This window comes from Citrobacter europaeus (genome assembly GCA_020099315.1).
Taxonomy (GTDB): domain Bacteria; phylum Pseudomonadota; class Gammaproteobacteria; order Enterobacterales; family Enterobacteriaceae; genus Citrobacter; species Citrobacter europaeus.
This window is the reverse complement of record CP083650.1, coordinates 941,680-960,883: the sequence shown is the minus strand read 5'-3', so window position 1 is coordinate 960,883 and position 19,204 is coordinate 941,680. Positions and strand designations below refer to the sequence as shown.

Below are 19,204 nucleotides of genomic sequence, written 5' to 3'. Positions count from 1 at the left end.
GGATCCATACTATTCACAATGGAATATGTTCATAGTGGTACTATTTCAATATTACAAGACCCGTTAAGCAAAGATCTCACAAGACATTATTAAAAAGGCTCCAACAACAATATTAATATTTTATTCAAAGTGCTTAACAAATTTATCCACATACAAAAAAAACCTCTCCCCTGAGAAGAGATTCATGGCAGAGGTAATACGGGTGTTAAGGACATATTTATAGTTTTAATGATAACAGAAGAGCTTCTTGCAGGATCGAGTATACACACTTAGCAACATTAAGAAAATTCTTAAAGCAATGAAATTAAAAATTTAATTTAAAACCACTTTTATAATCAAGAAGTATTTATCAAAGCAAAAAAGCAAGCAACAGAAAACTTTAATCGCATTAATCAATGATGTCATAATAATTAAACAGCAACGCTGCGTGGCTAACGATGACGATATTTACGATGTTCAAATATTAAATTATATTGATACATCAACGCATTTTCACATAACAAGAATTAAAAAGTCGTTAAATAAGCAAAATACACTTTTTCGTTACTGATCACACTTCGTCCACAGGGAGATTCCCCCTGCTGTTCCTTGCTGGTATGATTCAGCAGGTAAATACCTTCTAACTCAACCCGAGGCTTTGATGCTGGAGAATGTAATCATCTGATAATCAGCTTCCCGACCTTTTCAGGCCGGACTGGTTATCAATGCGCCGAAATCGAATGCGGACACCGCTGTGTGTTTGCACGTTTTGCACATGATGATTAAACAGGTTTTCCAGTATGAATTTATCCCGTCAGGAACAACGTACCTTACACGTTCTCGCCAAAGGTGGTCGTATTGCTCACGTCCGCGATGCCTCAGGCCGCGTCACTTCCGTCGAATGCTATAGCCGCGAAGGATTGCTTCTCTGCGACTGCACACTCGACGTATTCAAAAAGCTCAGAACCAAAAAGCTGATCAAATCCGTCAATGGTCAGCCCTACCGTATCAATACTACCGGGCTGAACAACGTTCGCGCCCAACTGGATAATCGCTAAGGAGAGAGAAATGGATATCCCGAAGATTTTTACAATCAGCGAAAGCGCACATCGCATTCATAATCCGTTCACCGCGCAGAAATACGCCACGTTAGGTCAGGCTTTGCGAATGGCCTCAGGCACCCGCATCCTGGACCTTGGCAGCGGATCGGGTGAGATGTTGTGCACCTGGGCACGCGATCATAATATTTCCGGCGTAGGTCTCGATATGAGCATGCTGTTCAGTGAGCAAGCCACTCTACGAGCCAAAGAATTGGGCGTCACTGAGCGCGTGCGTTTTATTCATGCCGATGCAACAGGTTATATCGCTGAAGAAAAATTCGATATTGCCGCCTGCGTTGGCGCAACCTGGATTGCAGGCGGCGTTGCCGGAACGGTCAGACAGCTGGAACAAAGTCTCAAACCCGGCGGGATCATACTCATCGGCGAACCATACTGGCGTCAGATGCCCGCAACGGAGGAGATTGCCCAGACTTGCGGCGCGACGTCAGTGACTGATTTCCTCTCTCTGCCGGAACTCGTTTCGTCTTTCGACCAGCTCGGTTATGACGTGGTTGAAATGGTACTGGCTGACCAGGAGGGTTGGGACAGATACGAGGCGGCAAAATGGTTAACGATGCGCCGGTGGCTGGAGGCAAATCCGAACGATGACTTTGCCCCGGAAGTCAGAGAACAACTGAGAGGTTCACCAGCACGCCACGTTGCATTCACCCGTGAATACATTGGCTGGGGCGTGTTCGCACTTATGCAGAGGTAATAGGTAAAGTCGGTATAGCCAGGCAGGTTGTACCGACTTTCTCATGGCTTACTTCATTAATACTTCAACAAATTTAGCCAGCCATTGCGGATGCGCGGGCCATGCCGGCGCGGTAATCAGATTGCCATCAACGTGGGCCTGGTCAATACCGATGTCTGCGTAATGTCCACCGCTCAGACGAACCTCTGGCGCACAGGCCGGATAGGCGCTACAGGTCCGATTTTCTAACACCCCCGCCGCCGCTAACAGCTGAGGCCCATGACAAACCGCGGCGATAGGTTTACCGGCTGCGTTGAAATCTTGCACCAGCTTGATGACATCCGGATTCAATCGGAGATATTCCGGAGCACGTCCGCCAGGGATCAGCAGCGCGTCGTAATCTGCGGCCCGCGCCTCGGCAAAATTCGCATTCAACGTAAAACGATGCCCGGGCTTTTCACTGTAGGTCTGCGCCCCATCAAAATCATGAATAGCGGTTTGAACGTAGTCACCCTGGCTTTTATCCGGACAGACAGCATCAACACGATGGCCCAGCATTTGCAGTGCCTGAAAAGGCACCATCGTTTCATAATCTTCGACATAATCTCCGACCAGCATCAGTATCTTCTTCATTCACATCCCCCGCTCTCGATTATTAATGATGAGAAATAACGGCCATCTTTACTATAGCCCACGCATTTCACGGCATTAATAAATACAACAGAACACGCCGTAACCGACGTCAGAAAGTAGTTATCCTTGTCCCTCCATCAGATACAGGCATGTGATGATTCACCGCCGGCTGAACCCATTTTAATCTCTATAATGATGCCGTGATTGCACCAGTATTAGATACTATTCTGAATAATGGCGGCCTTTACAATATTCTGTTTATCAAAGAAATATGAGAATCCTGCCATACATCCTCAGGGCTAATAAATCCTTTCGGATTATATGCAATGCTAATTCCGGCATTGTTGAAGCAAGCGTAGACGAGTTCGGAGCAGATGTATTCCCTGTCCTTTTTCGATTTTCCCTTCCCAAGTGCTATCCTCGCAAGGATGCGTGCTATTTCTTCTTTATCATATGGACGGGTTAGTTCATTAAGACCAAAAGCGGCTACTTGCTCAACGGCAGACTTAGACAACGCATCATACCTGGCGAGAACAACCCGGCCTTTGTAAGGTTTCCCAATATCATCATAATCAGATAGATATTTTGATAATGGAGCAAGTCGTACCCCCATATCTTCCACGCTTTCCAGGAGCAACACGCGATCTATTTGCGGTAAAACAAAAACAATCCCCACATGGCTCCATGGTGAATCAGTCATCTTTTCAATTGCTTTTGATACCAGGTAGTCTCCGGAGGCGAAAAAAAGGTCACCTGATTTTAACGTTTCACGCAACGTGGCATAATTAACCACTTTCATCGCTTTGACTTGTGCTAAATCAATATGATTTGGCATGTGAACCTCGAAGAGAAAAAGGATGGCATTAAAAGTTTATCCAACCTGCTGCTATATCTCTCTACGACGAAATAACGATACCGGATCTCTTTTTACGGCCGAGGGCGCCCTTGACGGCACGCCCTGTTGTTAATACCCGAAATAGCAATGTGGTTCGTCGTCTGATTTATTCCCCATCACTCCCAGGCCCGCTCAGATTTCGCGGCATCAAACTGCGGCGGCGGTTTGCGAAAACGTCCGGTCAGCCAGGCGAGATACACCAACCCTAACCCGGCCCATACCAGTCCCAGCGTCAACGATGTCACCTCCAGATTCACCCACAGTACGGCAACGGTGGCGGCACCGACCATCGGCAATACCAGATAATGCAGCTTCTCTTGCCAGGTATGCTTGCGTCCTTCACGACGCCAGAAGTGGTTAAACACGGAGAGATTAACGAACGTAAAGGCCACCAGCGCGCCAAAATTAATCAACGCCGTAGCGGTCACCAAATCAAAAAACAGGGCCGACAGCGCCACAATCCCGACCATAATGACGTTCAGCGCGGGTGTACGCCATTTCGGATGAACATAGCCAAAGTACTTCTCCGGGAAGACATTATCGCGGCCCATCACGTACAGCAGACGCGAAACACTGGCATGCGACGCCAGACCTGACGCCAGCGTATTCACAAAGGTGGTACACAGGAAAATTGACTGGAACAGTTTACCGCCGACGTACAACGCAATCTCCGGCAGCGCCGCATCCGGGTCTTTAAATCGGCTAATGTCTGGAAAGAACAACTGCATAAAGAACGAAGCGGCAATGAAGATCAGTCCGCCGTACAGCGCGGTGAGGAAAATAGCTTTTGGGATGGTACGTGCGGCATCCGGCGTCTCTTCAGAGAGCGTCGTTACCGCATCAAAACCGAGAAACGAGAAACAGACAATGGTCGCCCCGGTGATAATCGGGATCAAATGCGCATTCTGGCTGATAAACGGTTGCAGCGACCAGACGGTCCCTACCCCCTCGCCTTTATGCAGCCCCTGTACCACGAGGAAAATGAACACCACGATTATCGCCACCTGTACCAGGACAAACAGCGCATTAAAGTTCGCCACCAGGTTAACGCTTTTCAAATTGGCCGCGGTGAGGATCGCCACGAACATCACTACCCAAATCCATGGCGCAACCCCCGGGAACAACGCGGAAAGGTAAATTTTCGCCAGTAGGACGTTAATCATCGGCAGGAAAAGATAGTCAAGCAGTGACGACCAGCCGACCATAAACCCCACATGCGGATTAATCGCTTTTTGCGCGTAGGTATAGGCCGAACCGGCTTGTGGAAACTGGCGCACCAGCTTTCCATAACTGATGGCGGTAAACAGTACTCCCGCCAGGGCCAGCAGATAAGAGGCCGGAACATGGCCGTTGCTGATACCCGAAACAATGCCAAAGGTGTCAAACACCGTCATCGGCGTGAGATAGGCCAGCCCCATCACCACCACCTGCCACAGCTTCAGGGATTTTCGCAGCTGTGCTTTGCCCGGCTGGGCAGCATGATCCGCAGAAGGATTAGTCGACATAGCGTTCCTCCCCGCGACGAGCCCTGATCTGCGTTCGAAACGTGGGTACAGCAGACCTGGGTCGTGTCGGGGAGGAGAGCCATAAGAAAGGCGTCAATGTTGCACCGCACAGGAGCGGTCCGTACTTACTGCGGGAGCCATGGATGCTCACGCGGGGCTGTTTTTTAAACATAGGCATCATCACATTTCCTCGTCACAAACTCTGTCGGTTATCTGAAGACCCGTTGTCGCCCGCGCTCCGTTACGCGACATCCGGGAAATGGCAGGTGATCCTGCAATTTTTACGGGCTGGCTCCGCTCAGCCCGCATGATGCGACTTCTTTTTCAATGACCTGTACAACGGTCAGGCGTTTTTCAGCATCCACTCAATTTCGGTGTCGGTTATCAGGCGTTCAAACTGGATCAGCTCATCGTTTTTACAGGCGTGATACACATGGCTAAAACGCTCCCCGAGCAATTCACGCAGATTGTCATTTTGCATGAACTCCCACAGCGCATCGCTCTGGCGGATAGGAAACGGTAGCCCTTCCTGCTCCAGTCCGTTGCCTTCCACCTCATCCTGCAACGGCAGTTCGTTATCCAGACCGTGGAGGATCCCGGCCAAAATGGTCGACATCACCAGGTACGGGTTAGCATCCGCCCCCGCCACGCGATATTCAACCCGATGGTTATCACGATCGCCGCAGGGAATACGCAGCGCCATCGTACGGTTGTTGTGCCCCCAGGAAGCCTGGGTCGGAACATACATCCCCGGCTGGAAACGGCGATAAGAGTTCACGTTCGGCGCCAGCAACGCCATTGACGCGGGCATCAGATCAATCATCCCGGCAAGCGCACGCTTAAGTAATGCGGAATCATCGCCATTCGCATCTGCCAGCACGTTCTCGCCTTTGTTATTCATAATGCTGATGTGGATATGCATCCCGCTACCGGCATGCTCCTCATAAGGCTTTGCCATAAACGTGGCATGCATCTTGTGTTTTTCTGCCACCAGCCGTACCAGGCGTTTCAGCGCCAGCGCGTCGTCGCAGGCGTCGAGTACGTTATCGGTATGGTAGAGATTGATTTCAAACTGCCCCGGGGAGGCTTCAGCTACCGCGCCGTCTGCCGGGATCAGCTGCAAACGGGCCAGTTCATCGATATCGTTGAGCACATCTGCAAAGTGGTTCAGGTTATCAACAGAGTAAACCTGACTTTGGGTATTACGATCGTCCGTTCCCGGCGCGCACGGCGGCTGCAGATAACCTTCGGGATCGCGCTTACGATCGAGTAAATAGAACTCCAGCTCTACCGCTACGACGGGGAACAGACCGCGCTGGCGTAGTTTCTGCCAGAGTCGGTTAAGTACGTTCCGCGGCTCAACGTCAAAGGGAGCGCCATCTTCATCCAGCATCGTCAGCATCATCTGCGCAATAAACTCCGGATCGGCGGCCGAAGGGGTTAACGTGCCGGCCACCGGAACACAGGTCCGATCCGGTTCGCCAAGCTCCTGGCCTAATCCAGCCTCTTCGACCACATTGCCAAGAATATCCATCGCGAAAACGGATGCCGGGAAATAGCAGCCTTTCTCTAACTTATGTAATCCTGCAACCGGAAGGCGCTTACCGCGAAAACAGCCATTAAGGTCGGTTAACAGCACATCCACATACTGCGTATTGGGATACCGTTCCAGATACTGTTTAACTTCACGCGCAAACGCGCTACTTCGTCTCTCTTCAGAATGCTGAACAAAATTCTCAACTTCTACGATATTGGTTTCCATGATTCACCGCCGTTGGCCTGGTAAGCTGTTCTGTGATTTGACTGTTAAATATAATGTCCACTCTTCGACTCTGGATGCAAACAAATTGTTTGCCAAATGTTAAATTAAGTTTGCTAGAAGGTTATTCCGCTGCTAGATTGAGAAAATAATGAACGGAATGGCGCAACAAGGAACCGTTTGGCAATAATTTATTCCAAAACGTGAGGTCGATCATGGGCAATATATTTGACAAGCCAGTTATTGGTGTCGTGATGTGCAGGAACAGGCTTAAGGGTCACCAGACCCAGACTCTGCAAGAAAAGTACCTGAATGCGGTATTAAATGCCGGTGGATTACCGATAGCGCTTCCCCATGCGCTCGCGGAACCCGAATTGCTAAACGCACTGTTACCGAAACTGGATGGTATCTTCCTGCCAGGAAGCCCAAGCAATGTGCAGCCGCACCTCTATGGTGAAAATGGCGATGAGTCTGACGCCGATCCCGGGCGTGATCTTCTGAGCATGGCGCTAATTACCGCCGGGCTCGAAAGGCGCATTCCCATTTTCGCCATCTGCCGGGGCTTACAGGAATTAGTTGTCGCCACTGGCGGGACTCTGTATCGTCGCCTGTGCGATCACTCACAGTTCCTGGAACATCGTGAAGATGCAGAACTCCCGGTGGAGCAGCAATATGCGCCATCTCATGAAGTCCAGGTTCAACAGGGAGGATTGCTATCTCAGTTAATACCAGGTTGCAGCACATTTTGGGTTAACTCCTTGCATGGACAGGGCGCAAAAACCCTTGGCCCGCTGCTGCGCGTGGAAGCACGCTCGCAGGATGGATTAGTGGAAGCTGCCAGCGTCCATGACCATCCTTTCGCGCTCGGCGTGCAGTGGCACCCGGAATGGAACAGTAGCGAATACGCCCTGTCGCGTTTGTTACTTGAAGGTTTTATCACCGCTTGTCAGAACCACCTCGCTGAAAAACAGCGACTCTGACCACTACTGTTAAGGAAATGCAATTATGAGCGATGACGGCCTGGCGCCGGGTAAACGTTTGTCAGAGATCCGCCAGCAATTGGGTCTTTCGCAGCGTCGTGCCGCCGAACTGTCTGGGTTAACGCATAGCGCCATCAGCACCATAGAGCAGGATAAAGTCAGTCCTGCCATCAGTACGCTGCAAAAGCTATTGAAAGTATATGGGCTGTCGCTCTCCGAGTTCTTCGCGGAACCGGAAAAGCCTGACGAACCGCAGGTGGTTATCAATCAGGAAGATTTGATTGAGATCGGGAGTCAGGGAGTATCCATGAAGCTGGTACACAACGGAAATCCGAATCGTACGCTGGCAATGATGTTTGAAACCTATCAGCCAGGCACGACAACCGGGGAGAGAATTAAACACCAGGGTGAAGAGATTGGCACAATACTGGAAGGTGAAGTGATACTGACCGTCAATGGTCAAACGTATCCTCTGGTTGCAGGACAAAGTTATGCCATAAACACCGGCATACCTCATAGTTTCAGCAACACCTCGGCAGGGATCTGCCGCATCATCAGTGCCCACACTCCCACCACTTTCTAATAAGTAGCGGCCTGAGTTTCTCAGGCCTTCTTAAGTAACGCGCATTAACAGGGTACATCCCTGGGGCATCGTGCAGCCTGATTTTGCCTGAAAAAGAACAGCAACGAACTTTATCTTATTGATATAAAAGGAGTAGCTATGAACTTTCAGAATCTTAAATATTGGCGTGAGAAAGCCAACCATTATTCGCCGGAAACCCGTTTATTTATTAACGGCGAATATTGTACCGCCGCCGATAACGAAACCTTTATTACGCTGGATCCGGCAGGACAACGTCCACTGGCTAAAGTCGCCCGCGGTAAAAAAGCGGATGTGGACCGCGCGGTCACCGCAGCCCGTACCGTATTTGAACGCGGGGACTGGTCGCAAGCCTCACCCACGGAGCGCAAAGCGGTACTGCACAAACTCGCCGATTTAATGGAGCAGCATCACGAGGAACTGGCACTACTGGAAACGCTCGATACCGGTAAACCGATTCGCCATAGCCTGCGTGATGATATTCCAGGCGCCGCACGTGCCATCCGTTGGTACGCCGAGGCGATAGATAAAGTCTATGGCGAAGTTGCCACCACCTCGGTGAACGATCTGGCGCTGATTGTGCGCGAACCGGTGGGCGTGATTGCGGCTATCGTCCCGTGGAATTTTCCCCTGCTGCTGGCCTGCTGGAAACTTGGCCCGGCACTGGCTGCCGGCAATAGCGTGATCCTCAAACCTTCCGAAAAATCACCGCTGACCGCCATTCGCCTTGCTGCGCTGGCTAAAAAAGCAGGTTTGCCCGATGGCGTTCTCAGCGTTGTTAGCGGATATGGTCACGAAGCGGGCCAGGCGTTGTCGCTGCATCCGGATGTCGATGTGATCACCTTTACCGGCTCGACCCGTACCGGCAAGCAACTGCTCAAAGACGCTGGCGACAGCAATATGAAACGCGTCTGGCTGGAGGCCGGAGGTAAAAGCGCCAACATCGTGTTTGCCGACTGTCCGGATCTACCGAAAGCCGCCGCGAATGCTGCGGCAGGTATCTTCTATAACCAGGGTCAGGTCTGTATCGCCGGTACGCGTCTGCTGCTGGAAGAGAGTATTGCCGATGAGTTCATCGCGCTGCTGAAAGAGCAGGCGAAAAACTGGCAGCCCGGCAACCCACTGGATCCGGAAACCACGATGGGCACGCTTATCGACAACGCGCATGCCGACACCGTGCACGGTTTTATTCGCGACGGTGAAGCGCAAGGCACGCTGGCGCTGGATGGCCGCAGCCACGTACATCCGGCGGCTATCGGCCCGACTATTTTTGTCGATACCGCGCCGCAAACCCACGTCAGCCGCGATGAGATCTTCGGTCCGGTACTGGTCGTCACCCGTTTTAGCAGCGAAGCCGAAGCCCTGGCGCTGGCCAACGACAGTGACTACGGCCTGGGCGCTGCGGTCTGGACCCGCGATTTGTCGCGCGCCCACCGTATGAGCCGGCGCCTGAAGGCCGGTTCGGTCTTCGTGAATAACTACAACGACGGTGATATGACCGTGCCGTTCGGCGGCTATAAGCAAAGCGGTAACGGACGCGATAAGTCCCTGCATGCGCTGGAAAAATTTAGCGAACTGAAAACCATCTGGATCTCCCTGGAGTCTTAATCATGACTGAACATACCAGCAGTTATTACGCCGCAAGCGCCAATCAGTACGAACCGTTTCCCACCCTCAGCGAATCGGTGAGCTGTGATGTTTGCGTCGTGGGCGGTGGCTATACCGGTCTCTCCTCAGCCCTGCACTTAGCCGAGATGGGTTACGACGTGGTGTTACTGGAATCCGCGCGGATTGGCTTTGGGGCCAGCGGGCGCAACGGCGGTCAGTTGGTGAACTCCTACAGTCGCGATATCGACGTCATCGAACGCACCTACGGCCCGGATGCTGCCAAAATGCTTGGCAGCATGATGTTTGAAGGCGGCAATATCATCCGCGAACGCATCAAGCGTTATCAGATCGAATGCGATTATCGTCCCGGTGGGCTGTTTGTGGCGCTGAACCACAAACAGATGGAAACGCTGGAAGAACAGAAGTCGAACTGGGAACGCTACGGCAACACGCAGCTTGAGCTATTAGACAGCAGTGAAATTCGCCGCGAAGTCAGCAGCGATCGTTATGTCGGCGCGCTGCTTGACCACAGCGGTGGCCATATTCATCCGCTGAACCTGGCGATTGGCGAAGCTAACGCCATTCGTCTGAACGGCGGACGCGTCTTCGAACAGTCGCCGGTTACCCGAATTCAACACACCAGCCCGGCGGTGGTCAGCACGGAAAAAGGTCAGGTGACGGCACGCTTTGTGATCGTCGCGGGCAATGCCTACCTCGGTGACAAACTGGAGCCTGCGCTGGCAAAAAGCAGCATGCCGTGCGGCACGCAGGTGTTAACCACCGAACCGCTGTCTGCGGAGATGGCGCGCTCGCTAATCCCGAAAAACTACTGTGTGGAAGATTGTAACTACCTGCTGGATTACTACCGTCTGACCGGCGATAACCGCCTGCTGTACGGAGGTGGCGTAGTCTACGGCGCTCGCGATCCGGACGATATTGAGCGTCTGGTGATGCCGAAACTGCTGAAGACCTTCCCGCAATTGCAGGGGGTAAAAATTGATTACCGCTGGACCGGTAATTTCCTGTTAACGCTGTCTCGCATGCCGCAGTTCGGGCGTCTTGATACCAACATCTACTATATGCAGGGCTACAGCGGTCACGGCGTGACCTGTACCCACCTGGCAGGACGGCTGATTTCGGAACTGCTGCGCGGGGACGCCGAGCGCTTTGACGCGTTCGCCAAATTGCCGCACTACCCGTTCCCGGGAGGCCGCAGCCTGCGCATTCCGTTTACCGCCATGGGGGCGGCATACTACAGCTTACGCGATCGCCTTGGGGTTTAAGTTCTTCCGCGATAAACCCGACGCACAGGGCGGTCCCCCTGTGCGTTTTTTTATTCCTGGGAAGCGAAAAACAGTGGCGATTTTTGTGCGCTTCACTGACCCTGGCCAGCGTGATCTTCACCGCCAAAATCACCCCGTTTATTCGGGGAGCCTTTTATCCCCTTTCCATCAGTTCCCCAAGACGTTTAATCTGCCGTCCCTGGCTATCGAAATTACCCTCATCGAGCCACAAATCGTAGGCAGGACGGAGTATCGGGTACTCGCCGTCAATGATTGAGTACCATGCGGTATCACGATTTCGTCCGCGGGTAACGATAGCCTGCCGAAATATACCTTCAAAACTGAAGCCAAAGCGCTCTGCCGCCCTACGGGAAGGCGCATTGAGGGCATCACATTTCCATTCAAAACGGCGATAGCCCAGATCCTCAAAAACGTACTTTAAAAGCAAGGATATGACTTCCGTTGAAATTCGCGTGCGCTTCATGCGAACGGAGTAAGAAACATGCCCTACCTCAATCACACCATTTGCGGGATCAATACGCATCAGTGCAAACGTACCAACAGGCTTCATACTGACTAAATCGATCACAGCAAAATGCATTGGATCTGTCTGTTCTTCCATCTTTTTTACATTAACCAGGAAGGCATCAAATGTTTCAAAAGGCCCAACTGGCAGATATGTCCAGTCACGATTATCGCTTGCTTCGCCGTACGCTTCATAAAGATCCTTTGCATGGCGTTCGGCGTTAATACGTTCAAGCTTGCAATAGCGACCTGCCATTTGCTGAACCAGTGGAAAGGGAGCACCTTTCCAGTCAGACAAAGACTGACCTACGGGTTGATGGAATTGATTAAAGCTGCCCGACATATCCACACCTCTTACAAAACAGGACTAAACCCGCGCAGAATATGATCAAACCAACCCGACCAAAAGAACCACAATGCGTGTTTTTTACGGATCCACAGTATTTCATTGTGCAAAAAACAGACATCATATTTTAGGCGTAGTCAAAAAAGCGCACGACAGCATTAATGATAAGAGCCGAATACACTATAATTTAAATAACCTGAGCCAGACGGCGTATTCCATCAATAATTGCTTCAGAAGGATGATTAGCAAAACCAATCAAAATTCCCTGTCGCGAGACATCTCCCTGATAATAACGACTCAGTGATAGTATCCCCATTCCGAGAGATCTGGCTTTCTCCTCGACTTCATTTCCGGTCAATCCGTTTTGAAGCCAGCACACAATATGAACCCCAGAGTCCGAAGGTTGGACAATCATTTTATCAGCCAGATATTGGTGAATGGCGCTGACCAGCGTAGTTCTTCTTTCATAACACGCCTTGCGAATTCGACGCACATGGCTGGCATAATATCCATCCTCTATAAAATTGGCCATCACTGCCTGCTCAAGATAGCTGGTACCGAGATCGGTAAAATATTTCGTCACCATAATCTGTTCTTGTAAGCCTGGCGGGACAACTAAAAAACCTAAACGAAACTCTGGATACATCATTTTAGAAAACGTTCCGGCATAAATTACCCGTTGGTTCTGATCTAATCCCTGCAATGCTTGTAAAGAACGATCGGCATAACGGAATTCACTATTATAATCATCTTCAAATATCCATGCCCGGTTAGACCTCGCCCATTCCAGCAACTCAAAACGCCGGGAGAAACTTAACGCTCCACTTAAAGGGTATTGATCCGACGGAACAACGTAGGCGAGCTTAGCGTCAGGAAAATGATCAATACCATAGCGGACGTTCATTCCTTCGCTATCTACCGGTACCGGCCTCACCATTGCGCCAACAGACATAAAAGCCCCTCGGGCGCCTTTGTAACCCGGGTCATCCAGCCAAACCTCATTTCCTGCCGACAGCAGCGCTCGTGCAGTGATGTTCAATGCCTGTTGAATACCATTTACGATGATTATCTGTTCTTCGTTACAGTTCACTCCACGCGTTGTTTTAATGTAGTGGCAAACTGCTTTTCTCAAAGGAAGGTATCCGCAAGGATGAGTATGAGCCCCCAGTTGATGTCGGGATTGTCTCCAGACCCGTTGCAGTAGCTTTCCCCATAATGCATGCGGGAAGAGATCCGTACAGCCAACGCCAACCGCGAATAGACGGTTCATGCCGCGCCCTTCATACTCATTTGACCATAAATCGTGAACAGGATTATCTCGGCTGTGAACCTGTTCATCAGGCGCGACGACGCCCCCCGACTGCACATTTGGGTAGCTATTGCTGATACTCCGATCCGGAATATTGTGTGCGACATACGTTCCAGACCCTTTGCGGGTCAGGATATACCCTTCATCTAATAGCCGGTCATAACCGGCAATCACTGAGTTTCGTGAAATTGACATCATCTCGGACAACGCCCGGGTTGAAGGCATCTTCGTTCCTGCTGGTAATCGGCCTGCAAGAATGTGATCACGAAGAGTGTGGTAGACTTGTTCTTTCACGACACCTTTTCCTAAAACAAATCCTTGAAATAAAGGTGCATTATTTTTTTTCATTGTATTAACCTTTACGCTAAAAGTGGATCCTATCAATAGATGAAAAGTGTCTCTTTACGATAATTTATAAAAACCTTAGGATCATCATCCTAACACATTATTCTTATAAAATATCAGGAGAGATATATGAACAACAAAAACAGTATTACTATTGAAGCCGCAAAACAGCAAGACTACGTCAACTGGCTTCCTTTATGGATAAATTACCAAACATTTTATCGTACTAAAATTTCAGATGAAGTAACAAAATTAACATGGGAGCGTTTCCTTACGCCGAGTGAACCTCTTTATTGTGCTGTCGCGAAATATGATGGCAAAATAGTAGGTCTGGTGCATTATCTCTTTCACCGCTCAACCTGGGCAGAATCAAATTATTGCTATCTCGAAGATCTATTTGTTAGTGAAGAGGTTCGTGGTCAACATATCGGGAAACAACTTATCGAGTATGTTCAACAGCAAGCACAGAATCACCACGCATCAAGATTATACTGGCACACGCATGAAACTAACCTGCGTGGACAACGACTGTATGACTGGGTTGCCAAAAAGAGCGGGATGATCGAATATCGTATGTGAGGAAAGTAATACTCAGGACAAATATTAATTATTCAATACTAAAAAATAAAAGATTAGCCTCTGAGTAGATATACTCAGAGGATGTATCTATCAAGCATCAAAAAGGTAAAGAGCCGGTATGGCAAAAATAAAGTAAAAATCCCCGCCATCCGATGATGGATGCGGGGACATTCACAAAGATCATAGAGAGTTAAAATTATTAAACTCGCCGTTATTATGCTTAAACGTCTTTTATTTCGTAGTCCGGTAGATGACATTGCGTAATAAAAGCATTCAGCGCTTCGATATTCGGCAGTGCGGTCAGCGCCCCCTTGCGGGTTGTCGCGAGCGCACCGCAGCCACTGGCCCAGGCGATAGCCTGGTGGAGCTGCTCAACGGACTCTGGCATCCGGTTGTCTGCAAGCCATGCCAGCAAACCGGCGACAAAAGCATCCCCTGCCCCAGTTGTATCAATGCTATCGACGGTATAGCCGTTGAAATGGATCACATTATCCTGCCAAAGCACCATTGCGCCTTGCGCTCCGTAGGTCACAACTTTCAATTGTGCAGGAAGCGCTTTAAGGCCGTCGAGCGCATGGGCAAAATCGTGTGTACCCGTCATCCAGTACCACTCTTCTTCTGAAAGCTTAAGAATGTCAGCCTGTGAAGAATACTGGCGCACCACCTTGAGCATTTCATATTTATCAGGCCACATTTGTTCGCGTAAATTCACATCGAAACTCAGTAATCCGCCGCATTTCTTAACCTGACAGATTGCGGTAGCCAATGTATCACGGCAAGTCTCGGCAACCAGAGCCAGGGAACAGAAGTGCAGAATATCGTCGCTGAAGTCTGGAAGCGCAGCGGGTGTTAAATATTGATCCGCGGAGGGATTAGTTAAAAATGTAAATCCGCGTTCTCCGCCGTTACCCAGCGAGACCAGCACCGTACTGGTTTGGTGCTGATTATCCAACTGAAGGCTTGTGGTTGAGACGCCTGCATCGAACAATGTTTTTTTCAGAAAATGGCCAAAATCGTCATCACCAACCCGGCCAATAAAACCACTTTGTCTGTCTAAACGCGCAGTACCAATTGCCACATTGAATGGCGCTCCTCCTGCACAAGCTTGATATTGCATGTCTGCAAGCGGTAAAAGATCCACCACCGCATCGCCAAGCGTCCAGATATTCATGGTATTTCCTCAACAATAATTAACGCATTTATTTAAACGTGACTGTTAAAAGTTATAATCCAGCATCAGCTTATAGTCGGTCGTTATGGCATCACCATTAGTGACCCAACTGCCACTCTGGTTTATTAACGAACCGGTAATCTCCCCGGACACCGTAAACCGAGAGGTCAATGGATAATTTGCTGACAATTTCAGAAAACGGTTACGGGTATTCTGGAATACCTCTCCATCTTCATCCCGCGCATTATTTTTCTTATAATGCCCATATCCACCGCTAAATGTTGTGGATAATTTACCCCAGTTACGCCAGACGCCGACTGATGTTGTCCAACTTTTTTCATCAATATCCCCCCATTGCGCGCGGTCTAAAATTGCAGAAGCGAATTGCTGGCGGAACCAAACTCCGGTGGTATTGTTAATAATGTATTGAACGCCAGGTTCAATCTGAAAAGAACGTATATCCCGATCATTTTGTGCCCCCCCATTACGACGATGGTCAATCTGCTGATACAGGTAATTAAAGAATGAGAAGCTGTCCGTAACACGCAGATCGGTAAAGAATTTGATACGTCCCTGCCACCGATCCTCGATGGAAGAACTTCCTCCCATGACGTCCCAGCCATAGCGTAGACGCTTGTAGAAATATTCATGGCCGATAATCAACTGAGTCCACTGATTTTGGCTGAGGTATGTTTGATCCTCCCATGTCCCGTTATAGTTGGTGGTTCTACCTTCAGAAAATGCTAAGTACCAGCCGGGTAACGCATCATGGCGCATCACCCCTTGTACAAATGTCAGTGAATCATTTCCGCTGTGGAAATGGCTGTTACGCCAGTTATTGTCCTCAATGGCATATTTCATTTTCAGTTGACCATGAACACGACCACCGGCGGGGTTGGAGGAACGGGTTGAGGTCCACATCACGTCTTCATCCAGATAAGACCATGGATCCACAGCAATAACTTTTCCCGATGCATCCTTCATGATGCTCATGCTCGCATTCGCCAGCGACGGAAACAGAAGAACAAAAATAACAGACAGGGCATGATAGTTTTTCATAGTAATATCTCGTTATATTATTTCTTTTATTTTCAATGTGGCGTGAAAATTATCATTTTGCGGCAGGCTAATACTCCATGGTTTCTCCGGCATGGAATACATTCGGGTACTGAATGCGGCTTTGTTATTTATATAAAAAACAGCAACTGAGTCTTGAAGCAAAACACGTAACTCTATTTTCTCATCAAGAGAAACATTTACCCATGACTCCGCGTTCGCCTGATGAATAGAGGCAAGTGGTGCATTGAAAAAATAGACCTTGCCTTTGCTCTTATTGAACACAACGTTGAGCTTTGCGTCGCTCACCCTGTCGTCAATCAGACCAAAACTCATCACCATTCCGGCAGAGGGGATATCTATCGTTGCACTTAACTCACCTCGTTTGGGCAGCGGTGGGTATACCGCAGATTGTAATGGACCAAACTGTGTTGCTGTTTTTAGCATTTTACCGCTTTTTAAGGTGGTCACCGGACCGGGGTTGTCATTAATGACTGTCTGAAGTTCCTGCGAGAGGATGCTTTTGAGCTGCCCCTGCTCATCCGCGATGAGCTCATGAACAACCAAATTTCCAGCCCAATCAATGTTACCACTGTCACTGCTTCCTGCCTTAGTTGGGATCCAACCAAAAACAAACAAACGATCGTTTTTAAGCGCCAGTTTTCCCGCATAAAACCCCGAGCCATCGACCGCATAATTGTCCATCTTTCGCCACGGCCCATCAGGATTATCCGCAACCCGGTACTGGGTCAAGCGTAGCGGCCATTGGTCGCTAAAGCTGAGATACCAACGTCCGTTAAAGAAAACCAGTGTCGGACATTCGAGGTTAGAGTTACTGGTAATCGTGTCATTATCAAAAAATACACCACGGTCTTCCCAGTTCTTCAAATCGGTTGAACTGTACCGGGCAATGACACCGCGCCCGTCGCGACGGGTAGTAATTAACATCCAGTACTCTTTCTTTTCTTCGACCCAAACAACATGAGGATCCCGGAAGTCATTCCCGCGATAATTATCGCCTGGCAGGATCGTATCTTGTGGATGTTTCACCCAGTGAAGACGGTCTTTACTGGTCGCGTGCATAATGGACTCAACCGGAAACACATTTTCATTGTGCGCGGTATACCAGGCATGCCAGGTATCGCCAACTTTCACAATCGAACCGGTTCCTAATAATAGTTCAGGGTCGTCAACGTCATTAACGTAAGGAATCACCTCGGAATGGTTCTGATAGTTATATAAATTGGTACTCGATAGCAAATGAATAGCATGGACCCCCAAATCGCTACCACCGCGCACATCATTAAGATAAAAAATATCAAATTCACCATCATTATAAACAGGCATTGGGTCACCAATAAAAGAACCTTCTACCCGCGGAAAAAAATCATTAACATAGCTAATACTTTTATTGTGTAATGTTTCTTTAGACGGCTGCGACCAGGCTGGCATATTGATAAGCGAAAGCGCCAACAGAGCGGCAGATACCACTAATATTATTTTTTTCATATCACACCTGAATATCAGAAGTTATAATTCACGCCAACCACGGTAAAGGGATTCCACGAATGGCCGGTAGAAGTCCAGAGCCCGGACTCTTTTGTGAATTGTGCTTTGAATTCACCATATAATCGAACTTCACCAAAGACTGGATAGCTGATGGTACCGCCAATGAATTTATAACGACCGTCATAAAAAATTTCTTTAGCATTGCTGGCGTTATCTATTTTGTCCTGACCGAAGCCTAAATACAGGGAGGTTAACAGAGGATACCAGTTTCGCCAGAGTCCAGCCGTAACCTTCCATTCTTCTTCTACAATATCGCCCCAGCTCTCGCGTTCCTGCCGGTTATAGTAATAATAGGGCCGCAAATACAGACCAAGATCGGGATTCACGCGATATTGAATAGCAGGCTCGATTTCAAAAATATATTGCTCAAGATCGCCATTCCCCGGCTCGTTGCCCTGCGGCTGGTATTCACCATAGGCGTAACCGGCCAGGCTCCATTTGTTGCTCAGTCGCAGATCTTGCCAGATTTTGTACCTATTTTTCCAACGTTTAGTTGCTGTTTCCGAACCAACCATAACCTCCGTACCGATATTACCGCGCCAGGTTTCAAAAATATGACCGACAAAAAACTCATTGATCGTATTTGTGCCCTTGTAATCCTGGTTACTAAATTGACCTTTATAGCTATCCTCGCGGGCGTTCCAGAAACCAAAGTACCAGTTTGGTAACTCATCATGCCTTAAAAAAGCCTGAATAGTGGCAAGTTTGAATTTGCCACTATTTTTCCTATTATCGCTCCAACGAACATCATCAATCTCTATCTGAGTTCCAATATTTCCGTGTAGACCACCAGCCTCCATATTGCGGCCAATACTGTTCCAGTGAACAGGAGGATCTTCCTGCCTTAAACGCAACAGACTGACATCTTCTGGGGAATCTCCTTTATTATTCGCATTCACCTCATAGGTTTTATTTTCAGTTGCTGCGGATAACGTTGCAGGCTTGGACGACGTCGTTGGCAGCGCCGTTTTACCTACAGCGTTACGTGACGTTTGCTCATTACCTTTAATTGTTGACGATGTACTCGTTACGTTGGTTTCAGATTCATCCAGAAAATAGCTTTGATAGTTTCCTGTATAAGTAACTGGTTGTTCTGTATTATCCTCAGCGATAGCGGAAAACGCTGTGACTGACGTTATAACACAGGCTAGTATCTTCTGTTTTAAAATAAGCCTTTTGATATTCATCGCAGAAACGCGATAGTGAGGCATTAATATTTCATCCATTTCGTTATCTCATTATTTTAGGCAAAATATGCCAGCCAAAG

17 protein-coding genes are annotated in these 19,204 nt (G+C 49.0%); 7 read left to right on the top strand and 10 right to left on the bottom strand.

What is annotated here, in order from left to right; genetic code table 11:
* The first annotated feature begins 779 nt into the window (after nucleotides 1–779).
* Nucleotides 780–1,037: a YjhX family toxin gene (locus LA337_04530; protein ID UBI16968.1), complete on the top strand. Its 258-nt coding sequence runs from the start codon at nucleotides 780–782 to the stop codon at nucleotides 1,035–1,037.
* Nucleotides 1,038–1,047: 10 nt separating this feature from the next.
* Nucleotides 1,048–1,794 carry a class I SAM-dependent methyltransferase gene (locus LA337_04525; GenBank protein ID UBI16967.1) on the top strand — a complete coding sequence of 249 codons (747 nt, stop codon included), beginning with the start codon at nucleotides 1,048–1,050 and terminating at the stop codon, nucleotides 1,792–1,794.
* A gap of 48 nt (nucleotides 1,795–1,842) precedes the next feature.
* Here LA337_04525 and LA337_04520 read toward each other — a convergent pair whose 3' ends face one another.
* The 4 genes from LA337_04520 to LA337_04505 all read right to left on the bottom strand — a co-directional run bounded on the left by LA337_04520 (nucleotide 1,843) and on the right by LA337_04505 (nucleotide 6,568).
* Nucleotides 1,843–2,406: a DJ-1/PfpI family protein gene (locus LA337_04520; GenBank protein ID UBI16966.1), complete on the bottom strand. Its 564-nt coding sequence runs from the start codon at nucleotides 2,404–2,406 to the stop codon at nucleotides 1,843–1,845.
* A gap of 244 nt (nucleotides 2,407–2,650) precedes the next feature.
* Nucleotides 2,651–3,241 carry a hypothetical protein gene (locus LA337_04515; protein UBI16965.1) on the bottom strand — a complete coding sequence of 197 codons (591 nt, stop codon included), beginning with the start codon at nucleotides 3,239–3,241 and terminating at the stop codon, nucleotides 2,651–2,653.
* A 176-nt stretch (nucleotides 3,242–3,417) separates the two neighbouring features.
* Complete coding sequence (locus tag LA337_04510) at nucleotides 3,418–4,806, bottom strand: APC family permease (protein UBI16964.1); 1,389 nt, start codon at nucleotides 4,804–4,806, stop codon at nucleotides 3,418–3,420.
* Nucleotides 4,807–5,149: 343 nt separating this feature from the next.
* Entirely contained in the window at nucleotides 5,150–6,568 is a 1,419-nt protein-coding gene (locus LA337_04505; GenBank protein UBI16963.1) for a glutamine synthetase family protein, read from the bottom strand.
* Between the two features lie 212 nt (nucleotides 6,569–6,780).
* On the opposite strand from LA337_04505, the gene puuD reads away from it, so the two are divergent.
* The 4 genes from puuD (at nucleotide 6,781) to LA337_04485 (ending at nucleotide 11,037) form a co-directional block, all read left to right on the top strand.
* Nucleotides 6,781–7,545 carry a gamma-glutamyl-gamma-aminobutyrate hydrolase gene (gene puuD / locus LA337_04500; protein ID UBI16962.1) on the top strand — a complete coding sequence of 255 codons (765 nt, stop codon included), beginning with the start codon at nucleotides 6,781–6,783 and terminating at the stop codon, nucleotides 7,543–7,545.
* Nucleotides 7,546–7,570: 25 nt separating this feature from the next.
* Nucleotides 7,571–8,128 carry an HTH-type transcriptional regulator PuuR gene (gene puuR, locus LA337_04495; protein UBI16961.1) on the top strand — a complete coding sequence of 186 codons (558 nt, stop codon included), beginning with the start codon at nucleotides 7,571–7,573 and terminating at the stop codon, nucleotides 8,126–8,128.
* A 138-nt stretch (nucleotides 8,129–8,266) separates the two neighbouring features.
* Nucleotides 8,267–9,754, top strand: a complete 1,488-nt coding sequence (gene puuC / locus LA337_04490; GenBank protein ID UBI16960.1) for an aldehyde dehydrogenase PuuC — start codon at nucleotides 8,267–8,269, stop codon at nucleotides 9,752–9,754.
* Between the two features lie 2 nt (nucleotides 9,755–9,756).
* Complete coding sequence (locus LA337_04485) at nucleotides 9,757–11,037, top strand: FAD-binding oxidoreductase (GenBank protein UBI16959.1); 1,281 nt, start codon at nucleotides 9,757–9,759, stop codon at nucleotides 11,035–11,037.
* A gap of 154 nt (nucleotides 11,038–11,191) precedes the next feature.
* On the opposite strand, the gene LA337_04480 is transcribed toward LA337_04485, so the two are convergent.
* Both LA337_04480 and LA337_04475 read right to left on the bottom strand, forming a co-directional pair.
* On the bottom strand, nucleotides 11,192–11,905 hold the full coding sequence (locus LA337_04480) for a GNAT family N-acetyltransferase (GenBank protein ID UBI16958.1): 714 nt from the start codon (nucleotides 11,903–11,905) through the stop codon (nucleotides 11,192–11,194).
* Nucleotides 11,906–12,095: 190 nt separating this feature from the next.
* Nucleotides 12,096–13,565 (bottom strand): PLP-dependent aminotransferase family protein, encoded by a 1,470-nt coding sequence (locus tag LA337_04475; GenBank protein ID UBI16957.1) that lies wholly within the window; start codon nucleotides 13,563–13,565, stop codon nucleotides 12,096–12,098.
* 126 nt (nucleotides 13,566–13,691) lie between these two features.
* Between LA337_04475 and LA337_04470 the strand changes: the two genes are divergently transcribed.
* The gene (locus LA337_04470; GenBank protein UBI16956.1) at nucleotides 13,692–14,141 is read left to right on the top strand and encodes a GNAT family N-acetyltransferase; all 450 of its coding nucleotides are present in this window, start codon (nucleotides 13,692–13,694) and stop codon (nucleotides 14,139–14,141) included.
* Nucleotides 14,142–14,361: 220 nt separating this feature from the next.
* On the opposite strand, the gene LA337_04465 is transcribed toward LA337_04470, so the two are convergent.
* From LA337_04465 to LA337_04450, 4 genes are read right to left on the bottom strand one after another with little or no spacing between them, the layout of a single operon-like run.
* Nucleotides 14,362–15,312 carry an aminoimidazole riboside kinase gene (locus tag LA337_04465; GenBank protein ID UBI16955.1) on the bottom strand — a complete coding sequence of 317 codons (951 nt, stop codon included), beginning with the start codon at nucleotides 15,310–15,312 and terminating at the stop codon, nucleotides 14,362–14,364.
* 45 nt (nucleotides 15,313–15,357) lie between these two features.
* Nucleotides 15,358–16,371, bottom strand: coding sequence for a hypothetical protein (locus LA337_04460; GenBank protein ID UBI16954.1), 1,014 nt, complete (start codon nucleotides 16,369–16,371; stop codon nucleotides 15,358–15,360).
* Nucleotides 16,372–16,383: 12 nt separating this feature from the next.
* Complete coding sequence (locus LA337_04455) at nucleotides 16,384–17,877, bottom strand: family 43 glycosylhydrolase (protein UBI16953.1); 1,494 nt, start codon at nucleotides 17,875–17,877, stop codon at nucleotides 16,384–16,386.
* 14 nt (nucleotides 17,878–17,891) lie between these two features.
* Entirely contained in the window at nucleotides 17,892–19,163 is a 1,272-nt protein-coding gene (locus LA337_04450; GenBank protein UBI16952.1) for a hypothetical protein, read from the bottom strand.
* Nucleotides 19,164–19,204: the final 41 nt, after the last annotated feature.

Bases quoted from the DNA above. Each gene is read 5' to 3' on its own strand.
- LA337_04515 (UBI16965.1), bottom strand. From the start codon at position 3,241: ATGCCAAATCATATTGATTTAGCACAAGTCAAAGCGATGAAAGTGGTT.
- puuR (UBI16961.1), top strand. From the start codon at position 7,571: ATGAGCGATGACGGCCTGGCGCCGGGTAAACGTTTGTCAGAGATCCGC.
- LA337_04530 (UBI16968.1), top strand. From the start codon at position 780: ATGAATTTATCCCGTCAGGAACAACGTACCTTACACGTTCTCGCCAAA.
- LA337_04485 (UBI16959.1), top strand. From the start codon at position 9,757: ATGACTGAACATACCAGCAGTTATTACGCCGCAAGCGCCAATCAGTAC.
- LA337_04475 (UBI16957.1), bottom strand. From the start codon at position 13,565: ATGAAAAAAAATAATGCACCTTTATTTCAAGGATTTGTTTTAGGAAAA.
- LA337_04480 (UBI16958.1), bottom strand. From the start codon at position 11,905: ATGTCGGGCAGCTTTAATCAATTCCATCAACCCGTAGGTCAGTCTTTG.
- puuC (UBI16960.1), top strand. From the start codon at position 8,267: ATGAACTTTCAGAATCTTAAATATTGGCGTGAGAAAGCCAACCATTAT.
- LA337_04505 (UBI16963.1), bottom strand. From the start codon at position 6,568: ATGGAAACCAATATCGTAGAAGTTGAGAATTTTGTTCAGCATTCTGAA.
- puuD (UBI16962.1), top strand. From the start codon at position 6,781: ATGGGCAATATATTTGACAAGCCAGTTATTGGTGTCGTGATGTGCAGG.
- LA337_04525 (UBI16967.1), top strand. From the start codon at position 1,048: ATGGATATCCCGAAGATTTTTACAATCAGCGAAAGCGCACATCGCATT.
- LA337_04520 (UBI16966.1), bottom strand. From the start codon at position 2,406: ATGAAGAAGATACTGATGCTGGTCGGAGATTATGTCGAAGATTATGAA.
- LA337_04455 (UBI16953.1), bottom strand. From the start codon at position 17,877: ATGAAAAAAATAATATTAGTGGTATCTGCCGCTCTGTTGGCGCTTTCG.
- LA337_04510 (UBI16964.1), bottom strand. From the start codon at position 4,806: ATGTCGACTAATCCTTCTGCGGATCATGCTGCCCAGCCGGGCAAAGCA.
- LA337_04470 (UBI16956.1), top strand. From the start codon at position 13,692: ATGAACAACAAAAACAGTATTACTATTGAAGCCGCAAAACAGCAAGAC.
- LA337_04465 (UBI16955.1), bottom strand. From the start codon at position 15,312: ATGAATATCTGGACGCTTGGCGATGCGGTGGTGGATCTTTTACCGCTT.
- LA337_04460 (UBI16954.1), bottom strand. From the start codon at position 16,371: ATGAAAAACTATCATGCCCTGTCTGTTATTTTTGTTCTTCTGTTTCCG.
- LA337_04450 (UBI16952.1), bottom strand. From the start codon at position 19,163: ATGGATGAAATATTAATGCCTCACTATCGCGTTTCTGCGATGAATATC.